This is a genomic window from Maricaulis sp., from assembly GCF_017643475.1.
In the GTDB taxonomy this organism is placed as follows: domain Bacteria; phylum Pseudomonadota; class Alphaproteobacteria; order Caulobacterales; family Maricaulaceae; genus Maricaulis.
The window spans coordinates 970356-988416 of the sequence record NZ_JAEPNI010000001.1; the positions used below are offsets into that span (position 1 = coordinate 970356).

At 62.8% G+C, this 18061-nt stretch carries 19 protein-coding genes; 11 read left to right on the plus strand and 8 right to left on the minus strand.

Translation table 11 applies throughout. From position 1 onward, the window contains the following. Positions 1–22: 22 nt before the first annotated feature. From JJ889_RS04640 to JJ889_RS04650, 3 genes are all read right to left on the minus strand, one after another. Positions 23–313 carry an RNA-binding S4 domain-containing protein gene (locus JJ889_RS04640; RefSeq protein WP_291891942.1) on the minus strand — a complete coding sequence of 97 codons (291 nt, stop codon included), beginning with the start codon at positions 311–313 and terminating at the stop codon, positions 23–25. Then, on the minus strand, positions 310–3093 hold the full coding sequence (locus JJ889_RS04645; protein ID WP_291891945.1) for a helicase-related protein: 2784 nt from the start codon (positions 3091–3093) through the stop codon (positions 310–312). Before JJ889_RS04645 ends, JJ889_RS04640 begins: the two co-directional genes overlap by 4 nt. A gap of 72 nt (positions 3094–3165) precedes the next feature. After that, positions 3166–3972 carry a DUF3108 domain-containing protein gene (locus tag JJ889_RS04650; protein WP_291891947.1) on the minus strand — a complete coding sequence of 269 codons (807 nt, stop codon included), beginning with the start codon at positions 3970–3972 and terminating at the stop codon, positions 3166–3168. Positions 3973–4162: 190 nt separating this feature from the next. On the opposite strand from JJ889_RS04650, the gene rpmB reads away from it, so the two are divergent. From rpmB to JJ889_RS04665, 3 genes are all read left to right on the plus strand, one after another. After that, entirely contained in the window at positions 4163–4447 is a 285-nt protein-coding gene (gene rpmB, locus JJ889_RS04655; protein ID WP_291893164.1) for a 50S ribosomal protein L28, read from the plus strand. Between the two features lie 104 nt (positions 4448–4551). Continuing rightward, positions 4552–6330, plus strand: a complete 1779-nt coding sequence (locus JJ889_RS04660) for an amidohydrolase (protein ID WP_291891949.1) — start codon at positions 4552–4554, stop codon at positions 6328–6330. A 106-nt stretch (positions 6331–6436) separates the two neighbouring features. Then, positions 6437–6811 carry a hypothetical protein gene (locus tag JJ889_RS04665; protein WP_291891951.1) on the plus strand — a complete coding sequence of 125 codons (375 nt, stop codon included), beginning with the start codon at positions 6437–6439 and terminating at the stop codon, positions 6809–6811. Here the strand turns inward: JJ889_RS04665 and cobT are convergent. Next, a complete protein-coding gene (gene cobT, locus JJ889_RS04670) occupies positions 6808–8709 on the minus strand; it encodes a cobaltochelatase subunit CobT (RefSeq protein WP_291891954.1) in 1902 nt (633 codons plus the stop codon). The genes JJ889_RS04665 and cobT overlap by 4 nt on opposite strands. A gap of 169 nt (positions 8710–8878) precedes the next feature. Here cobT and JJ889_RS04675 point away from each other — a divergent pair, with 169 nt between their 5' ends. Further along, positions 8879–9727, plus strand: coding sequence for a flagellin (locus tag JJ889_RS04675; RefSeq protein WP_291891956.1), 849 nt, complete (start codon positions 8879–8881; stop codon positions 9725–9727). A gap of 40 nt (positions 9728–9767) precedes the next feature. Beyond that, a complete protein-coding gene (locus JJ889_RS04680) occupies positions 9768–10712 on the plus strand; it encodes an FAD-dependent oxidoreductase (RefSeq protein WP_291891958.1) in 945 nt (314 codons plus the stop codon). On the opposite strand, the gene JJ889_RS04685 is transcribed toward JJ889_RS04680, so the two are convergent. Then, complete coding sequence (locus JJ889_RS04685; RefSeq protein WP_291891960.1) at positions 10709–11608, minus strand: histone deacetylase; 900 nt, start codon at positions 11606–11608, stop codon at positions 10709–10711. The genes JJ889_RS04680 and JJ889_RS04685 overlap by 4 nt on opposite strands. A 36-nt stretch (positions 11609–11644) precedes the next feature. Continuing rightward, on the minus strand, positions 11645–11941 hold the full coding sequence (locus tag JJ889_RS04690; protein ID WP_291891962.1) for a metal-sensitive transcriptional regulator: 297 nt from the start codon (positions 11939–11941) through the stop codon (positions 11645–11647). A 40-nt stretch (positions 11942–11981) separates the two neighbouring features. Here JJ889_RS04690 and JJ889_RS04695 point away from each other — a divergent pair, with 40 nt between their 5' ends. Genes JJ889_RS04695 through JJ889_RS04710 form a run of 4 tightly spaced genes read left to right on the plus strand, consistent with a single transcriptional unit; the run spans position 11982 to position 15720 of the window. Continuing rightward, a complete protein-coding gene (locus JJ889_RS04695) occupies positions 11982–13322 on the plus strand; it encodes a TolC family protein (RefSeq protein WP_291891964.1) in 1341 nt (446 codons plus the stop codon). Next, entirely contained in the window at positions 13322–14653 is a 1332-nt protein-coding gene (locus tag JJ889_RS04700; protein WP_291891967.1) for a multicopper oxidase domain-containing protein, read from the plus strand. The genes JJ889_RS04695 and JJ889_RS04700 overlap by 1 nt, the downstream gene beginning before the upstream one ends. Before the next feature lie 5 nt (positions 14654–14658). Beyond that, positions 14659–14994 carry a copper-binding protein gene (locus JJ889_RS04705; protein WP_291891969.1) on the plus strand — a complete coding sequence of 112 codons (336 nt, stop codon included), beginning with the start codon at positions 14659–14661 and terminating at the stop codon, positions 14992–14994. After that, positions 14995–15720, plus strand: a complete 726-nt coding sequence (locus tag JJ889_RS04710) for a PepSY domain-containing protein (RefSeq protein WP_291891971.1) — start codon at positions 14995–14997, stop codon at positions 15718–15720. On the opposite strand, the gene cobS is transcribed toward JJ889_RS04710, so the two are convergent. Together cobS and JJ889_RS04720 are read right to left on the minus strand one after the other, a co-directional pair. After that, positions 15717–16700 (minus strand): cobaltochelatase subunit CobS, encoded by a 984-nt coding sequence (gene cobS / locus JJ889_RS04715; RefSeq protein WP_291891974.1) that lies wholly within the window; start codon positions 16698–16700, stop codon positions 15717–15719. The genes JJ889_RS04710 and cobS overlap by 4 nt on opposite strands. Before the next feature lie 110 nt (positions 16701–16810). Then, a complete protein-coding gene (locus JJ889_RS04720) occupies positions 16811–17425 on the minus strand; it encodes a J domain-containing protein (RefSeq protein WP_291891977.1) in 615 nt (204 codons plus the stop codon). A 63-nt stretch (positions 17426–17488) separates the two neighbouring features. Between JJ889_RS04720 and JJ889_RS04725 the strand changes: the two genes are divergently transcribed. Together JJ889_RS04725 and JJ889_RS04730 are read left to right on the plus strand one after the other, a co-directional pair. Next, complete coding sequence (locus tag JJ889_RS04725) at positions 17489–17752, plus strand: BolA family transcriptional regulator (RefSeq protein WP_291891980.1); 264 nt, start codon at positions 17489–17491, stop codon at positions 17750–17752. Next, positions 17749–18027 (plus strand): hypothetical protein, encoded by a 279-nt coding sequence (locus tag JJ889_RS04730; RefSeq protein WP_291891982.1) that lies wholly within the window; start codon positions 17749–17751, stop codon positions 18025–18027. Before JJ889_RS04725 ends, JJ889_RS04730 begins: the two co-directional genes overlap by 4 nt. Positions 18028–18061 lie beyond the last annotated feature (34 nt).

The following is an 18061-nucleotide window of genomic DNA, read 5'->3' on the forward strand; positions in this document are numbered from 1 at the left end:
CCGCCCTCACTTGCCGCACGGTTCAGTCCTCGTCGAGTAACTCGTAGAGGGTCTGCGCCTCGCTGGCCGGTCCACGCCGCGTGGACAGGGCCAGAACTCTGATGCGAACAATCTTCCCATTCCTCGGGAAGGTCAATTCATCCTCGACCGTCAGTGTTGCCGAAGCCTTGGAGATCCGCCGGATCTGACCCGTCCGTGCCAACCGTATGCGACCATTGCCCACTTCGCGGGTGGCCAGGGTGCGCGTCTTGTAGAAGCGGGCATGCCACAGCCAGAGGTCAATGCGCTGGGCGTGCGCTTCCGGTTCGCTCATTCCTGGGCGCTGGGCGTATCCGCGACAACAGCTTCGTTCGGCTGTGCCGTGGTGTCAGTGGCTGGCTGAGCCTGTGTTTCCGCGGCTGTCTCGGTCGCGACCTCTGCAGCTGGCGCAGCCTGAACGGTGGCGTCCTCAACCTGTTGAGCCGGTTCTTGCGTCGTTGCCGTTTCGGTCTTCTTCGGCTTGCGGCGCTTTTTCTTCCTGGCTGGCTTTTTCGGTTCCTCGACCGGTTTCAGCGCGGCCAGGGCAGCAAAGGGATTGTCCGGGTCCATCGGTGCCGCTGCCGGGGCCGGCCTCGCCTGCTTCTTGGGCGGAGCACCCGCTGGACGGCGTCCGGGCTTGGACCCCCAGATCTCGCCTTCGGCCTTCTCGGGGTCAGGGCCCTTCTGATAGCGCTTATAGCCTAGGGCAGAGAGCACGCCGCGGGCGTCCTCAACCGAACACCCCATCAACGCCATGATATTGGCGGTCAGCGGGAAACGGCCCTTTTCCAGCGTCTTGCGGGCTTCACGAATCTCGTCTGCCAGGCGTTCGAGCATGTCGAAACGCACGGCGCGCGAACCGCACGGGTAAAAACCGACAGCCGCGTAGTCAGCCCGGGAGTGGGCGCGGTCATTGGCAACGGATGTCAGGCCCGGTGCCGGCAGCCAGCTGAGATCGACCTCGCCATTGAAAACACCGCGCAGCAGCGCAAACAGGCGAGAGGGCGCGGGTTTGACCAGCATCGGCATGTAGATCATGTGCTGGCCGATACGCACGCCCAGCTGGCGCAGGGAGCGGCGGGCCTCCTGATCCAGTGCAACGATATCGTCGGAGATCTCCGAACGTACGATCGCGCCGCCCGCCTCGTAGAGACGCCAGGCCACACCGCGGGCCGCGCCGGGAATATCGCTGCGGTCAGAGGCGCCGCGCAGATCGAACAGGGGTTTGAGTGTCTCGCGGATCTTCATGTCGACCGCATCACGCAGGGCAGCCTTGGCAGCAGCCTGGTTTTCGGCCGAACCCAGCTCGCCGCCCAGGCTCTTGATGGCCGGCTGCAAGAGGTCGGAACCCGTGATCAGCTTGCCGATGACATCGTCACCGGTTTTCAGGTGGCCGTCTTCCTCGATGGAGAGGTTTACGGCGATGGTATTCGTCAGTTCACTCAATCGTCTGTCCATTTCCGGTCGCAAGGCCCGCAGGACTGCGGAGCGCAAGGCACGTGCGCTGAGGTCTTTTCCCTGCGCGTCGGGCTCGAAGGTTAGTCCCTTTAGCCGACCCACATAGTGTCCCTCAACCGTTACTTCACCGCTGGCTGATACCCCGGCAAGCAGGTGTTTGTCATCCCGTAAACCCTTGACCAGGGCCTGGGTTCGCCGATCCACAAAGCGCTGCATCAACCGTTCGTGCAAGGCATCGGACAGGCGATCCTCCACCTGGCGGGCGCGTTCACGCCAGTATTCCGGCTTTTCCGTCCAGTCCGAACGGTGCGCGGCATAGGCCCATGTGCGCACGAAAGTCAGGCGCGAGGCGAGCACGTCGACATCGCCAGCGCTCTTGTCCAACCGGTCAAACTGCGCCTGCATCCAGCTGTTTGGCAGGCGGCCATTGCCGTCACTGAGGTGCATGTAGATGGATTTTACCAGCCGCGCATGGGCATCAATCGTTGCCTTGCGGAAATCCGGCAGGCGGCAGACATCCCACAAACGTGCCACCAGTCCGGGCGAGCGGGCGCGATCAGATATGTCGCTGTCTTCGGCTAGGATGTTGAGGGCGCGCTCGTCGCTGGCTTCACGAACACGTTCCAGCGCGGGATTATAGGCTGGTTTGTTCAGCGTATAGCGCAGGCGTTCTATGCTGGACGTATCCAGGTCCGGATTGCGCCATTGCAGGCGCTCGACCGGGGCGAAGCCGTGGTTTTCAACGGCGCTGACAAGATCAGGGTCGAACTCCAGGCATTCCGCTGTCTCGCCAAAAGTGCCGTCCGTGCGGAAACGCCCGGCGCGGCCGGCAATCTGCCCCAGCTCGGCGGAGGTCAGCCGGCGGTGTTTGACGCCGTCGAATTTGCGGCTTTCGGCAAAGGCAACATGCTCGATCTCCATGTTCAGCCCCATGCCAATGGCATCGGTGGCGACCATGAAATCAACCTCGCCGGACTGGTAGAGCTCGACCTGGGCGTTGCGGGTGCGGGGCGACAATCCGCCCATGACCACAGCCGCACCACCGCGGCGGCGGCGCATCAGCTCGGCAATGGCGTAAACGGACTCCGAGGAGAAGGCGACGATGGCGGACCGGCGTGGCAGTCGTGTCAGCTTGGACGGGCCGGTATAGGTGAGCTGGGAGAAACGCTCTCGCTCGACATGTTCCGCGTCCGGCACCAGCGAGCGGATCATGCCGCTCATCGTGTCCGAGCCGAGCAGCATGGTTTCCTGCGTGCCGCGGGCGTAGAGCATGCGGTCGGTGAAGACATGGCCGCGCTCACGGTCGGCGCCCAGCTGTACCTCGTCGATGGCGACAAAGTCCACCTGGCGGGTCATTGGCATGGATTCGACCGTGCAGATGAAATAGCGCGCCGTGCGCGGAACGATCTTTTCCTCGCCGGTGATCAGTGCTGTCAGGCCTTCGCCTTTGACACTGACGACACGGTCATAGATCTCTCGGGCAAGCAGGCGCAGGGGCAGACCGATCATGCCGGAGCCATAGGCCAGCATGCGTTCGACTGCGAGGTGCGTCTTGCCAGTATTGGTGGGGCCAAGCGCGGCAGTGATATTCTCCGCCGCACCAGATCTCATGGCCATCTCGCCATCCCTTTTTGATCATTGCCTGTTTAGGGCCAATGACCGGTATTTGCGAGGATCAGCTCCAGTCGTCTAATGCGCCTGGATCGAGCGGGCAGTGATGGTCGCGCCGCCAAATCCTGCATTCGTGCGGATGCGCACAGGAACATGGATATTGGTGCCCTCGACCGGCGCGAACCACATCGTGATCGGTTCGGCGATCACGTCATCGGACGGGAATTCGTCTTCCTCATAACCGGAGATCGGCTCGTAATAGGCCTGGCAAACCTGGGCATCGCCTTGCCAGGCACGGGTGCGGACGTAATGCTCGCCGGCATATTCGAAGCGCAGATTATACCGCGCCCGCCCGTCGAACACCGCCAGGGTGCCATCGCAACGACCATTCTCGTCGGCAACAGATCCCAGACCGACGCTGAGCAGGGTGGAGAGCGGGTCGGCTGCGCCGGCGCGTTGCTCTGCACTGGCAGGCGGTTCTCCCATATTGCCAAAGGGCGGGTTGATGTCCGGGGTCGCGACACCCTCGGGAAAGTCGATGCCGACGATTCGATTCTTGGAACTGGCATGGTTCAGGTGGCTGTAGCGCCAGGGCTGCAGACGCGGGCCTTCACGATACCCGCTGACACCGGCCTCGATATCCGCATCGGTGAACAGCGCGGCCAGTCCCGCAGCGGTAAACCGCGCGGAAGCCTGGTAGGTTTCTTCCTGGAACGTGCTGGAAATGACGATATTGGCGACCTGGAAAATCATCACCGAGCCAGCGTATTGCACTGTCACGCCTTGTGAATTCGCGCTCGTGACATTGGCCGCATCGTCAGCGGAGGCTGGCATCGCATTTGTTGCCAGAGCCAGTCCGGTCGCCAGAATCAGTGCTTTTTTCACGCTTTACTCTCCCTAAGTTCGGCCCCGCCGACCCTTTTACACATGTGTTCAACTGCAATAATACTTCAATTCCGACTGCAAGATGAACGCCACAAGCTTGACGCAGCCGGTCCACTCCGTTATTTCGCCCGCTCCCGCTGTGGCCGCAAGGCCTCTGCGCAAAGAATTTATTTGTTTGAAAGGTGCCACCATGGCGCGTCGCTGCGATTTGACCGGTACGGGTGTTATGACGGGAAACAATGTTTCTCACGCCAACAACAGAACCCGCCGCCGTTTTCTGCCGAACCTGTGCGATGTCACGCTGACGTCTGACAAGCTGGGTCGCGGTTTCAAACTGCGTATTGCTGCTAAAGCTCTGCGCAGCGTCGACCATGTCGGCGGACTGGACGCCTTCCTTCTGAAAGCTCGCGACGAGCAGCTTTCCGATCGCGCTCTGAAGATCAAGCGCGAGCTGAAGAAGGCCAACCAGGCTTAACAGCTTTTCCGGTAACGGAATTATCAACGCCCGCTGCAAGCAGCGGGCGTTGTTGTTTGTGCGCGTGAGGGCTAGCCTGCCCCCGACTAAGGGGAGGGAACACCATGCGTCTGTCTTTCTGGCTGGCATCTGCCGCTGCGATTTCACTGGCCGCCTGCGGGCAGGCCCCGACGGAAACACCAGCAGAGCCAGAAAACACCAATCTGCAATCCAGCGAAACAACGGCGGCGCAGACATCTTCTGCCAGCGAGCCGGGAGACATGATTTTCTGGGGCGGCCAGATCTACACCGCCAATGACGACCAGCGCATGGTCGAGGCGGTGGTCACCCGTGATGGCCGTATCGTCTATGTCGGCGACGAGGCCCAGGCCCAGCAGTATTTCGGCGAGAATACCCGCATCATCGACCTCAATGGTGGTGCGATGTATCCCGGCTTCACCGACAGCCATGTGCATGTTCTCGGCGTCGGCTCGCGGGAGCGCACGCTGAACCTGGATGCTGTGACCTCCATCGAGGAACTCGTCCAGCGCGTGTCCGAGACGGTTGCTGATGCCGGCGCGGGCGATGTGGTCTTTGGTCGTGGCTGGATCGAGACGCACTGGCCGGAAGGTCGTTTCCCCAATCGCCGGGATCTGGACGCGGTGTCCCCGGACCATCCGGTGATCCTTGTGCGTGCTGACGGTCATGCCCTGGTCGCCAATTCCGCAGCACTGGACGCCGGCGGGATCTCACGGGACAGTGTGGCGCCGGAAGGCGGCGAAATCCTGTTTGACGAGGCCGGAGAACCGACGGGCATGTTGATCGATACAGCGATGTATCCGGTCAGCCAGCTGGTCTCTGCGCCCACCGGTGCGGAGCGCGCGGATATCTACGCCGAGGGCTCTCAGCGCCTGGCCAGCCTGGGCTGGGCCGGGGCGCATGACATGTCGGTGCCCTATGCCGATGTCGAGATGATCGAGGGTCTGGCCGAGGCTGATCGCTTGTCCACTCGCGTCTATGTCTCCATCAATCCGGGCGGTTTCGCCCGCCTGGCGCGTGAAGTTCCGCGCATCGCCGATGATGGCATGGTGATCACCCGCGCGGTGAAACTCTATATGGATGGCGCGCTGGGCTCGCGGGGGGCAGCGCTGTTGTCGCCCTATAGCGATCGCCCGGAAACCTCCGGTCTCAACATTGCCGAGCCGGACGAGACGGTGGGTGTTTTCATCGAGGCATTGCGCAATGGCATCCAGATGAATGTCCACGCCATCGGTGACCGCGGCAATCGCCTGCTGCTGGACTGGGTCGAGGAAGCCCAGGCCCAGGTCCCGGCCGATGAACGCGCCCTGTCGGAACATCGCTGGCGTGATGAGCATACCCAGATCGTGCACCCGGATGATTTCGCGCGTTTCGCCGAGCTGGGCGTGATCGCATCCATGCAGCCCTCCCACGCCATTGGTGATCTGCACTTCGCACCGGCCCGCCTGGGCGAGGATCGCCTCGACGGTGCCTATGCCTGGCAGACCCTGCTGGATCATGGGGCCCACCTGACCGGCGGCTCCGACGCACCGGTCGAACAGGGCGATCCGCGCATCGAATTCTATGCCGCCGTGGCCCGGGCCGATCTCTCCGGCTTCCAGGGCGAGAACTGGCGTCCGGACGAGGCGCTGTCACGGGATGACGCGCTCAAACTCTTCACGCTCTGGCCGGCCTATGCCTCCTTCCGCGAGGACGAGCTCGGCTCGATCGAGGAGGGCAAGCGCGCCGACTTCACCATTTTCTCAGGCGATATCATGACCATCGAACACGCTGACATCCTGTCGGTGACACCCTGGATGACGGTCGTGGATGGTGAGGTGGCCTGGGAACATCCCGACAGCTTCCACCATTGTCCGGGGTGTTAGAGTGTCTTTCGCGCGCGCCGCGACGACACACCGCAGGCATAACGCCCATCCGCACCTTTATGGAAATCTTCTCTAGGATCCCGAGCGATCCCGGTTGGAGGTTTCCATGCTCAGTTTGATCGCTGCAGTCCTGCTTATGCTTGTTGGCCTGTTCCATTCCCTGATCGGGGGCAGACGTCTGATCGCGCCGATCGTGGCGCGGGACGACCTGCCGGCCATTCTGGGCAGCCGTGCCATGAGCCGGGTGACGCTGAAGGCGGGCTGGCACTTGCTGACACTGATGTGGTTCGCCCTGGCGGCCATCCTGGTGCTGGACCAGCTGGCTGTTGCAGAGTTCCGTCAGCTGACGCTGGCCGTGTTCGGCGGGACGTTCGTTTTTTGCGGACTGGCGGCGCTGCTGCTGTCGCGCGGGAAACACCTCTCCTGGATGTTTTTCTTTCCGATCGGCGGGATTTTGCTGTGGCAGGCGGTTCTCGCCTAAACGCGCCCGGCGATCGAGGCGAAATCGATCCGTTTCATCGCTGGGCCCGGCCCACCGGACAAGCTGGCGGTCGGTCCGCCATCCTCGTCGAACAGGGCGGCCAGCTGGTCGGTGATGGCGCCGCCGAGCTGGTCGACATCATTGATCGTGACGGCGCGGCGATACCAGCGGGTCACGTCGTGGCCGATGCCGATGGCCAGCAATTCCACTTCGGAGCGTTTCTCGATCATGGCGATCGTCTCGCGCAGGTGTTTTTCCAGATAGCCGGCGGAATTGGCGGACTGGGTGCCGTCGTCGACCGGCGCACCGTCCGAGATCACCATCATGATGCGGCGTTGTTCCGGGCGGGTGGCCAGGCGTTTCCAGGCCCACATCAGGGCCTCGCCATCGATGTTTTCCTTGAGCAGGCCTTCGCGCATCATCAGGCCGAGATTGACGCGGGCCCGTCGCCAGGGTGTGTCGGCGGCCTTGTAGATGATATGGCGCAGATCATTGAGACGACCCGGATGTGGCGGCTTGCCGTCCTTGAGCCATCTCTCCTTGGACTGTCCGCCCTTCCAGGCCTTGGTTGTAAAGCCGAGGATCTCGGTCTTCACACCGCAACGCTCCAGCGTCCGAGCGAGGATATCGGCACAGGCCGCGGCCACCGTGATTGGTCGTCCTCGCATGGAGCCGGAATTGTCGATCAGCAGGGTTACGATAGTGTCGCGGAACTCGGTGTCGCTTTCCTGCTTGTAGGAGAGCGGCAGGGTCGGGTCGGCGATGACGCGCGCCAGGCGTGAGCCATCGAGAACGCCTTCCTCGAGATCAAACTTCCAGGCACGCTCCTGCTGGGCCATCAACCGGCGTTGCAGCCGGTTGGCGAGGCGGCCAACGACCTGGTCGAGCCCTTTCAGCGTATTGTCGAGATAACGGCGCAGGCGTTCCAGCTCTTCCGTCTCGCACATGTCGGTCGCATGGACGACCTCGTCAAATTCCCGCGTGAAGACCTTGTAGGCCTTGGCATTCATGTCATCCGACGGGCGCCAGTTCGGGCGCATCATGGTCTGGGCCGCGCCGTCGTCATCCATGGCTTCGACACGGGTGTCGAGATCATCGGTGTCGGCCGTGATCTCGTCCTCGTCGGCCGCCGTGCCAGAGGCATCAGGCGTATCCGGATCGCCGCCATCATCGCCATCAGGCTGTTCGTCCTCGCCTGTGCGCTGCTCGCGATCGACGCCTTCATCCTCGTCGTCGGGGTTTTCGCTCTCTTCCGGATCACCGCCCAGCTCGTCCGCCAGGTCGAGATCCTGGATCACGGTGCGCAAGGCTTCGGCAAAGGCCGCCTGATCGTTCGCATTGCCGGCAAGGGCGTCGAGCGACAGGCCGGCCAGGTTTTCCAGCTGATCCCGCCAGGTGGTCATCAGGCCGAGGGCCTCGATCGGGGCGGGGCGACCGGAGATGCGCTCGCGGATCAGCATGGCGATGGCTTCTTCCATCGGCGCGCCCTGGCGATCCTCGACCCGCTGCCAGCCTTTTTGCTTGCAACGCTGTACCAGAGAGGCGTCCAGGTTTTCGGCGACCCCTGCCAGTTCACGTGCGCCGATGGCCTCGACACGGGCCTGCTCTGCCGCGTGGAAGATCGCGCGCGCCGTTGCACCCGGTGGCAGGGATTTGACGTGTTCGCTCTCGTTGTGGTGCGCCAGGCGCAGGGCCAGCGCATCGGCACGTCCGCGGACCGCGGCCGCGGCCCGCGGCGAGGGCTCGGTGCCCGGATTCGGCAGAACGATACGGCCCCCGCTCAGCCCGGCGACATCGCCGCCAAAGCGCACATCGATATCCTTCTCCCCCGCGATGGCGCGAGTGGTAATGGAGAGGGCACGTTTGAAGGCGTCGGGATCAGCGGGCGGCTTGCTCATACAGGCAAACTAGCGGTTTCGCGGGCAATTGCGAGGGGGCAGGAACCGTCAATTGCATCAACCTTCTGCTAACCCCGTTTCGGCACACTGAAGGCTGGCACCCGTATAAGCGGGGCCAGACATCTGACCGGAAAACCGGCAGATACCGTAGGTGGCGAGAGTAGGCTGGATGGGCTTTTCGGTTCATTCCATGGCCGAAACGAATGCAGCGTTGCAGCATATCGATCGTCTGACCCGAGACACGCTCGAGGTCCAGACGCGTATTGCAACGGGGCTGAAAGTCGGCAGTGCCAAGGATAATGGCACGATCTGGGCCCTGGCCCAGGGCATGCGTGCGTCCAATGGCGGGCGTGTGACGGCCATGCGCTCGATTGATGCTGCCACCGGCGTTGTTGAAGTCGCTCTCGCTGCGGCCAACGGTATTTCCGACATCATGATTGAAATGAAGAGCAAGCTGGTCGCTGCCACCGATACCAGTCTTGACGAGGCCAGCTGGCGCAATCTGATGGGCGAATATGTGTCGCTGGGCAATGAGATGAACCGCCTGGTCGAGGCGGCAGCCTTCAACGGTATCAATCTGCTGGAAGCCGGCGCGACCGATTTAAGCGTCGTCACCGGGCCCCAGCCGGGCGACACGATGACAATCGCTGCCGAAGACATGACCGATGGTGGTGGCATTGTGGATGTCGCGCTGACCGGCACGTTGCCCTATCCCGATACCGCGCACATCCTGACCCAGCCGGATCAGGCCATGATCAACACGTTCGACAGTTCGATGACGGATGTGAATGCGGCGGTCTCTCGCCTGGGCACATCCCTGCGTACGCTGGAAGTCCAGAAAGTGCTGCTGCAGAAACAGTCTGATGTGACCGAGGCAAGCATTGGCCATCTGGTCGATGCTGATCTGGGCGAGGGGAGTGCCAAGCTGAACGCCCTGATGGTGCGCCAGCAGTTGGGCGTACAGGCGCTGGGCATTGCCAATGAAGCGCCCCGCATGATCCTGGGTTTCTTCCGCTAGCACCCGCGCTAGGTTTATCTGCAGAAACAATGAGGCAGAGATGACGCTTGCAATCATTGGTGCAGGCATGGCCGGCTTGAGCTGTGCGTCCCAACTTCGCAAAGCCGGCTTGAGCCCGGTGGTATTCGAGAAAAGCCGCGGCACGGGCGGTCGCCTGGCGACGCGCCGCAGCGTCTATGGCGGTTTTGACCACGGCGCCCAGTTCGTCACGGCGCGCGATGCCGGCTTCAAGGCCTATCTGGATCATGCGGCCGGGCTCGGACGCGCGGCGCATTGGGTCGACCCCGCGAGCGGGGATGAGAGCTGGTGGACCGGCACGCCGGGCATGAGCGGGCTGGTCAAGCCGATGCTGGAAGGCCTCGATGTGCGCACCGGGCAGCGGGTCGCCCAGATGCGCCGGGAGGGCCCGGGCTGGGTTCTGTCACTGGAGACGAGCGAGGAGCAGACGTTTGACACTGTCTTGCTGGCTGTGCCCGTGGTCCAGGCCCTGGACCTCCTTGCCGGGCACGCAGCAGCGTTTCCCGGACTTGAGAGCGTGGACATCGCACCGTGCTGGACCGGCATGTTTGTGTTTGATGAGGCTCTGCCAATCTCGCTGTCAGTGATCCAGCGGGCGGGTGATATCGCCTGGGCGGCGCGGGAAACGGCGCGACCGCAGCGCGAAGGTGACGCCGAGCGCTGGGTTGTCCAGGCCAGTGCCGACTGGTCACGCCGATATCTGGAGGAAACGCCCGAGGCGATCCGGCCGCTCCTGCTGAAGCAGTTCCAGGCCGCCGCCGGAGTGATCTTGCCGGAGCCGGCGCATGCGGACGTGCATCGCTGGCGTTATGCCAAGGTCGAGCGTCCGCTGGGGCAGGCCTGTTTGTGGGATGGTGCGCTCAAGCTTGGTCTCGCCGGGGATTGGTGTCTGGCGGCGCGGGTGGAGGCAGCGTTTCTCAGCGGCCGGGCCCTCGCTGACGCTGTCGTCACGGCGAGCGCGTCCTAGAACCCGTAAAGTTCTGCCGCGACGCGGTAGGTGTTGGTATAGGCCTCGACCGAGGCTTCGATCGGGTCTGCATACCCACCGCCAATACCCATGGACACGGGTATCCCGCGCGCCTGGCAGGCGGACAGGACCATGCGATCACGCTGTTTCAGCCCGTCATGTGTGAGGGCAAGGCGGCCGAGCTTGTCCTCTGCCAGGCCATCGACCCCGGTCTGATAGAGCACAATGTCCGGCGCAAAGGCGAACACCGCTGGCAAGTGTTCCGCAAGCGTCGCCAGGAAGTCCGCATCTTCCATTCCGTCCGCCAGCGGCACGTCCAGATCACTGTCATGCTTGCGGAAGGGGAAGTTCTTCTCTCCATGCATCGAGAAGACGAATGTGCGCTCGTGTCCGGCCAGGATGGCGGCATTGCCATCACCCTGGTGCACGTCGAGATCGATGATCGCGACACGTGCGGCCGCGCCCGTCTCGACCAGGTTCAGGGCGGCGATGGCAAAGTCGTTATAGATGCAATAGCCCGACCCGAAATCGCGGTGCGCATGATGTGTCCCGCCAGCCAGCTGCCCGGCGATACCGTCGTCCAGGGCTGCACGGGCGGCTGCCACGGCACCGCCAGCGGTGGCCTGCGTGCGGGTGACCAATTGTTCTGACCAGGGAAAGCCGATGCGGCGAATGGCCTTCTCGTCCAGCGCCCCGCGCTCGAAGGCGTCGACATAGGCCACGTCATGCGCGCGCAGCACATCTACCCGCTCGACCAGCGGCGACAGTTCGAGCATGTCCTCGGACACAATCGCATCGCGGATCAGCCTTTCCCGCAGCATCGCATACTTGGTGTTGGGAAAGCGGTGCCGGTCCGGCAGGGGCAGGTTGAAGGTGTCGGAGTAAAAAACGCGCATGGCGATAAACTAGGCGCGCGGGGCCCGGTGTCACGCCTAGAGGCGATAGTGTTTGGCAAGCAGCTCGATCAGCTCGTTCATCTTCTCGTGCTGATCGGCCGCATTTCCGCTGTCGATGGCGTGCGCCACGCAGTGCCGGGAATGGTCCTTGAGAATTTCCCGCTCAACGGCACCCAGAGCCGATTTGGCCGCCGAGAGCTGGGTCAGAATGTCAATGCAATAACGGTCTTCCTCCAGCATGCGGGCAACGCCGCGTACCTGGCCTTCGATCCGATTGAGGCGGGCGAGGGATTTCTTGCGGTCTTCAGCGGGTGGGGCGGTTGTAATACTCATGTCTGTTGTATACCCCTGGGGGGTATGATAGGGCAAGGGCATGATGAACAGAAATTCCTTGTCGGCCTTGGTTCTGGTTGCATCAGCGCTGGCCGGTTGCGCCACCGTGGAGCCCGCTTCGGTTGCGCCAGCCGTGATAGCGCAGGCTTCCGAGCGGTCCGTGCTTGATCTTTCTGCGAGCGGATCGCTGGAGACGCCGCAGGCCGCGGTTGCGCTGGCCATGGCGCATAATCGCGATATCGCGGGCGATCTGCTGGAGACCGGCATTGCGGCAGCAGAGCTGAACTCACAGTCCCGTCCGCTCAATCCGGTGCTGGAAATTGTCAGCCTGCCCGGTGGCGATCATGGTCGTGTTTATGATGTGGATCTGCGCGCCTCGGTGATGGGCGTGATCGCGACACCCTGGCGTGCGCGACAGGCGCGCGCGGTCTATGAGGCCGAGCGCAGCGATGCAGTCTTGCGCCTGATCGATTTCAGTGCCGACGTCCAGCGGGCCTGGGTCTCCGTTGTGGCTGCGAAACAGCGCCAGGATCTCTATGCACGCATTCTCCAGTCCGCTGAAGCCGCTCTGGTTGTCGCCGAGGAGCTGGATACGGCTGGGAACCGGGCGCCGATCGCACTGGTGCGCGAACAGAATATGCTTGTGAATATCCAGCTCGAGGAGGGCGCAGCCCGGCTGGCAGCGGAACAAGCCCGGGCAGAGCTTGAGCAAGTCCTCGGGATGCCGGTCGCGCTGGAGGATTTGCCGGACCAGCTGCCAGCTCAGGCGATGCCCGCCGCCGTCTCCACCGAGAACATTCTGGAAGCCAGTCTCTTGCTCGCCAGATCGCGTGCCGAGGTCGAAGCGGCGGCGCGCGCTGCCGGTCTGGAAAACTGGGCCAGCCTGCTGGACCACGCCGAGATCGGCCTGGCCGCAGAGCGGGAGGATCGGGAATGGGCGCGCGGCTGGATGGCCGAGCTTTCCCTTCCGGTCTTCGACCAGGGCCAGCACCGGCGCGCCGCAGCGCGCCTGCGCGCAGAACAGGCGCTGGAACGCCATGCCGCCCTGGTCACGCGCATCGAGCTTGCCTGGTCGACGGCCAGCAATGTGCACAATCTCGCCTCGGAACAGGCCAGTCGTGTCGAACAGGACTTGTTGCCGGCCAGTGAGGCGATGCTGGATCAGACCCTGCTGCACTACAATGCGATGCAGGTTGGCGTGTTCGATCTCCTGGCCGCTTTCCAGACCCGTACGCGGGCCGGGTTGAGTTGGGTTGATGCACGCGAAGCGGCAGACCTGGCCCGGATCAGCCTGGACCAGCTGGCAGCGGGTGGCTCGCCTGCCGCGGCCGGCGACGCGGCGATATCGATGGCATCCCAGAGCGAGGCAGGAGGACACTGATGCCCATTTCCAGACGAGATGCCCTTCTGGTTGGCAGTGCCGGCCTGGCTGCAGCGGGACTGAGTGGCGGTCGCGCCAGCGCCCAGCCCGCTCCGCGAGCTGCCCATTCCGTGACCGTCGATCCGGCTGGTGACTATGCCCCGGGTCGACCTGGTCAGGAGTATCGCCCCGTGGTGACGCCGGACGGTGCCACCTTGCCGTGGCGGATTGTTGACGGGGTGAAAGTCTTCCACCTGATCGCCGAAGAGGTGGAGCACGAGTTTGCTCCGGGTCTGCGCGCGACGACCTGGGGCTATAACGGCCGAACCCACGGCCCCACGATCGAGGCGGTCGAGGGCGACCGGGTCCGCATCTATGTCACCAATCGCCTGCCGGCCTCCACCACGGTGCACTGGCACGGCGTTATCCTGCCCTCGGGCATGGATGGAGTAGGCGGACTCAACCAGCGAGCTATCCATCCCGGCGAGACCTTCATCTATGAATGGACCTTTCGCCAGCACGGCACCTTCATGTACCACTCCCATCATGACGAAATGACCCAGATGGCGATGGGGCTGATGGGCATGATGGTTGTGCATCCTCGCCGCCCGGAAGGCCCGTTGCCGGACCGGGACTACGCCATCATGCTGTCGGAATGGTCATTGCCGGCCGGCGCTTCGCGGCCTGATCCCAATGCGATGGCGGACTTCAACATCCTGACCATGAACGCGAAATGTTATCCCGGCACATCGCCGCTTGTGGCGGCACAGGGTGAGCGCGTGCGACTGCGCTTTGGCAATCTCTCGGCCATGGATCACCACCCAATCCACCTGCACGGTTATGCCTTCACCATCACCGAGACCGATGGCGGGGTCATCCCTGAGACTGCGCGCCATCCAGACACGACGGTACTGGTCGCAACCGGCTCGACGCGGACAGTGGAGTTTGTCGCTGACAATCCGGGCGATTGGGCCATGCACTGTCACATGACCCACCACGTGATGAACCAGATGGGCCACGACCTGCCCAATATGACCGGCGTTGATGCGCGCCGCATTGACCGCGCTGTCGGTGGCCTTTTGCCCAGCTATATGACGATGGGTCATGACGGTATGGGCGAGATGGGCGCGCATCTGGAGATGGGTCATATGCCCATTCCGGAAAACGCCCTGCCCATGATCGGTGCGCGTGGGCCGCGCGATTACATCACCATGGGCGGCATGTTCACCATTCTCAAAGTGCGCCCGGGACTGACAGGCGATGCGGATCCGGGCTGGTATTCCAATCCGGAAGGCGAGGCGCGACTGGCCTCCGCATCCGAGCTCACACGTGACGGTATTTCAGAAGGATAGTTTCGATGATTGTTTCAGCCCTTGCGCTTGCCCTGGCGAGCACCACGCTCACCAGCGACCATGAGCCCGGCCACGGTCATGCTCACCACGCCCAGGGCCAGTCGATGGTCGCGGCGGATGTTCGCACGGTCGATATCGCCAACCGCACCACGCTCTTGCGTCACGAAGCCATGCGTGAGCTTTCCATGCCGGCCATGGTAATGGAGTTTCGTATTGCCGATGATGTCGACATCACGCTATTCGAGCCGGGCGCAGCCTTGGTCATTACCGCCATCAATGGCGAAAACGGCCTGGAAGTCATCGCTGCCGCACCCGAGGAAGCAGAGAGTCACCACCACTAGATGATTATCCAGCGCTGGGCCGTTCGCATTCACAAATGGGTTGCCCTGATCGTGGGTATCCAGATCGTTCTCTGGATCGCCGGCGGTCTGGTGATGAGCGCGCTGTCGCTGGAGATTGTGCGGGGTGAGCACAATATCGAGGAGGCAGGCGAACCTGCGCCGCTGCCAGTGGGCGAGGTGCTGGAGATAGGCGAAGCCGCCCGGATCGCCGAGCTGGACACCTCGGGCATGGAGAGTGTCGTGCTGGGGCGCTGGCTGGACCGGCCGGTCTATCGCTTCCATCCGGCCGAGGGGCATGTCGCCCTTGTCGATGCCGTGACCGGCGAGCAGCTCTCACCGCTCAGCGAGGAGATGGCCATTGCCGTTGCCCGAGCCGATTATGCCGGGGACGAGATAATCGCGGCGGTGGAGTATTTCCAAGAGCCCACCTGGGAGTATCGCCGCGCCCATCCGGCCTGGCGGGTGTCCATCGATGACGGCGAGGGCACGCGGCTCTATGTGGCTGCCCATTCCGGCCGTGTCGACGCTCGCCGCAATGATGTCTGGCGCTTCTATGACTTCTTCTGGATGTTGCACATCATGGATTACGAGGCACGCGAGAACAGCCACCACCCGTTGATCATCACCGCCTCAGGCGCTGCCCTGTTGACCGTGCTGGCGGGCTTCCTCCTCTTGATCATCAAGATGACCCGCGCGGCACGAACGGTAATGGCGCGGCGGGATTAAGCCACCTCGGCCTTGATCGGGGCTTCGGGCAGGTCTTCTGCGAAGACGCGCTGGTACATTTCCGCGATGACCGGGCGTTCCAGCTCGTCACACTTGTTCAGGAAGGTGAGGCGGAAGGCGTGGCCGAGGTCGTTGAAGATCTCGTAGTTCTCCGCCCAGGTCAGCACCGTACGCGGGCTCATCACGGTGGAGATATCGCCATTGATGAAAGCTTCGCGGGAAAGATCCGCGACCTTGACCATGTTGGCGACCATGTCCTCGCCGCCATCGGCCGCTGCAATCTTTTTCATCTTGGCCAGGACGATCTTGTTCTCGGTCTCGAACGGCAGGTAGTTCAGCGTCGAGACGATGGACCAGCGGTCCATCTGGCCCTGGTTGATCTGTTGCGTGCCGTGATAGAGGCCGGTGGTATCACCCAGACCGATCGTGTTCGTGGTGGCGAACAGGCGGAAATGCGGGTGCGGGCGGATGACCTTGGTCTGGTCCAGCAGGGTCAGAGAGCCGGAGGCTTCCAGCACGCGCTGGATCACGAACATCACGTCCGGACGACCGGCATCATATTCATCAAACAGGAGGGCGACCGGGCGTTGCAGAGCCCAGGGCAGGATGCCTTCCTGGAATTCGGTGATCTGTTTGCCGTCCTTGAGGACGATGGCGTCCTTGCCGACCATGTCGATACGGCTGACATGGCTGTCCAGGTTTACGCGCACCATCGGCCAGTTGAGGCGGGCGGCGACCTGTTCGACATGGGTGGATTTACCGGTGCCGTGATAGCCCTGGATCATGACGCGGCGATTATAGGCAAACCCCGCCAGGATGGAGCGCGTGGTCGCCGGGTCGAAGACATAGTTCTCGTCAATGATCGGCGTGTGATCGTCACGCTGCGAGAACATCGGCACCTCGAAGCCGGCATCGAAACCGAACAGCGCTTTGGTGTCTGCAATGGCGTCAGGCGCCTGGAGGGGGAAACTATCGCTCATGGAACCGGTCTTCTTGGGGAGGTGGCTGGGCCAACGAATAAGATGACTAGATCTATAGCACGCTGCCGATGCGGGGGAAGGCCAGTGCCAAAACGCTCGGCAGTTGGAGGCTAGGCCATGCCGCAATTCTTGAGGATCTGGTAGGCCGCGATGACGCGTCCCAGCTGTTCCTCGGAGGAGCGGTCGCCGCCATTGGAATCCGGGTGGAACTGGCGCACCAGTTCCGCATAACGCTTGCGAACCGCCGAGGGTTTCACATCCGGATCAAGCGACATGGTCTCCAGCGCCTTGGTCTGCAGACGGCCCATGCGGGGACCGGTATCCGCCTCGCGTTCGGGCTCCTTGCGATCGCCGAACATGCCATAGGGGTCGGAGAAACCATCCTGGAAATTCTTCGACGCCTTGGAGGCCTTGGCCGAGGCCGAGTGCGTATTGCGCCAGCTCCAGGTCGGGCGATGGCCATAGGCCGCGCTCTCGCGGAAGGACTGGGCGGCGCTTTCGCTCATGCCCTCGAAGAAATTCCACGACTTGTTGTATTCAGCTGCATGGCTCTGACAGAACCAGTAGAAGTCGTTGAGCTGGTCATTGGACTTGGGCGCACGGCTGTCGCCATGTTTGTTACAGCCGGGCCATTCGCACACACGTTCCTCCGGCGCCGGCTCGTCCTTGGGCGGCTTGATCCGGATGTCCTTGAAACGCGGTTTATAGTTGAATGCTTCAGCCATGTTTCTAAGTATGGGGGCTCGCTGGTAAAGCGGCAATGAAAGCGACGAGAAAAGAGATCAAAAATGTCTGATGTCCGCGTCCTGATCGAAACCAAGCTGCAAGCCGCCTTCACGCCGGCCGAGCTGGATGTGATCGATGACAGCCATCTGCACGCCGGACATGCCGGTGCCCGCCCGGGTGGTCAAAGTCATTTCACAGTGAAAATTGTCGCTGACCGTTTCAAGGGTCAGAACCGTGTCGCCATTCACCGCATGATCAACGAGGCCCTGGCCGAGGAGCTGGCCGGCCCGGTGCATGCGCTGGCGATCAAGGCGAGCGCGCCGTGACGACCAGGAGCAGGCTGGCTCTGTTTCGCATCTTTGCCGCCCTGCTTGGTGTGTTTGGCCTGCTCCATCTGATGGGGCTCGGGCGAGATTATTCGTTCATATCGATCGGGTTTTTCACGCTGGTTGTCGCGGTGGCCGGTTATCTGGCCCGGGCAGTGGTTAAAGGGCGTCATGCCAGCCCACATTTACGCTGGCGGCGCATGTTGTTTGCGACAGCTGTTGCGCTCGCCGTGCTCTTCGCGGTTGCGGTTGGCGTCAATCTCTTCGTCTATTGAGCGAGGAGCCAGATGGGGCTGGCTCGCCTTCGCC

Bases quoted from the DNA above. Each gene is read 5' to 3' on its own strand.
- JJ889_RS04640 (WP_291891942.1), bottom strand. From the start codon at position 313: ATGAGCGAACCGGAAGCGCACGCCCAGCGCATTGACCTCTGGCTGTGG.
- JJ889_RS04645 (WP_291891945.1), bottom strand. From the start codon at position 3,093: ATGGCCATGAGATCTGGTGCGGCGGAGAATATCACTGCCGCGCTTGGC.
- rpmB (WP_291893164.1), top strand. From the start codon at position 4,163: ATGGCGCGTCGCTGCGATTTGACCGGTACGGGTGTTATGACGGGAAAC.
- JJ889_RS04660 (WP_291891949.1), top strand. From the start codon at position 4,552: ATGCGTCTGTCTTTCTGGCTGGCATCTGCCGCTGCGATTTCACTGGCC.
- JJ889_RS04665 (WP_291891951.1), top strand. From the start codon at position 6,437: ATGCTCAGTTTGATCGCTGCAGTCCTGCTTATGCTTGTTGGCCTGTTC.
- cobT (WP_291891954.1), bottom strand. From the start codon at position 8,709: ATGAGCAAGCCGCCCGCTGATCCCGACGCCTTCAAACGTGCCCTCTCC.
- JJ889_RS04675 (WP_291891956.1), top strand. From the start codon at position 8,879: ATGGGCTTTTCGGTTCATTCCATGGCCGAAACGAATGCAGCGTTGCAG.
- JJ889_RS04680 (WP_291891958.1), top strand. From the start codon at position 9,768: ATGACGCTTGCAATCATTGGTGCAGGCATGGCCGGCTTGAGCTGTGCG.
- JJ889_RS04685 (WP_291891960.1), bottom strand. From the start codon at position 11,608: ATGCGCGTTTTTTACTCCGACACCTTCAACCTGCCCCTGCCGGACCGG.
- JJ889_RS04690 (WP_291891962.1), bottom strand. From the start codon at position 11,941: ATGAGTATTACAACCGCCCCACCCGCTGAAGACCGCAAGAAATCCCTC.
- JJ889_RS04695 (WP_291891964.1), top strand. From the start codon at position 11,982: ATGATGAACAGAAATTCCTTGTCGGCCTTGGTTCTGGTTGCATCAGCG.
- JJ889_RS04700 (WP_291891967.1), top strand. From the start codon at position 13,322: ATGCCCATTTCCAGACGAGATGCCCTTCTGGTTGGCAGTGCCGGCCTG.
- JJ889_RS04705 (WP_291891969.1), top strand. From the start codon at position 14,659: ATGATTGTTTCAGCCCTTGCGCTTGCCCTGGCGAGCACCACGCTCACC.
- JJ889_RS04710 (WP_291891971.1), top strand. From the start codon at position 14,995: ATGATTATCCAGCGCTGGGCCGTTCGCATTCACAAATGGGTTGCCCTG.
- cobS (WP_291891974.1), bottom strand. From the start codon at position 16,700: ATGAGCGATAGTTTCCCCCTCCAGGCGCCTGACGCCATTGCAGACACC.
- JJ889_RS04720 (WP_291891977.1), bottom strand. From the start codon at position 17,425: ATGGCTGAAGCATTCAACTATAAACCGCGTTTCAAGGACATCCGGATC.
- JJ889_RS04725 (WP_291891980.1), top strand. From the start codon at position 17,489: ATGTCTGATGTCCGCGTCCTGATCGAAACCAAGCTGCAAGCCGCCTTC.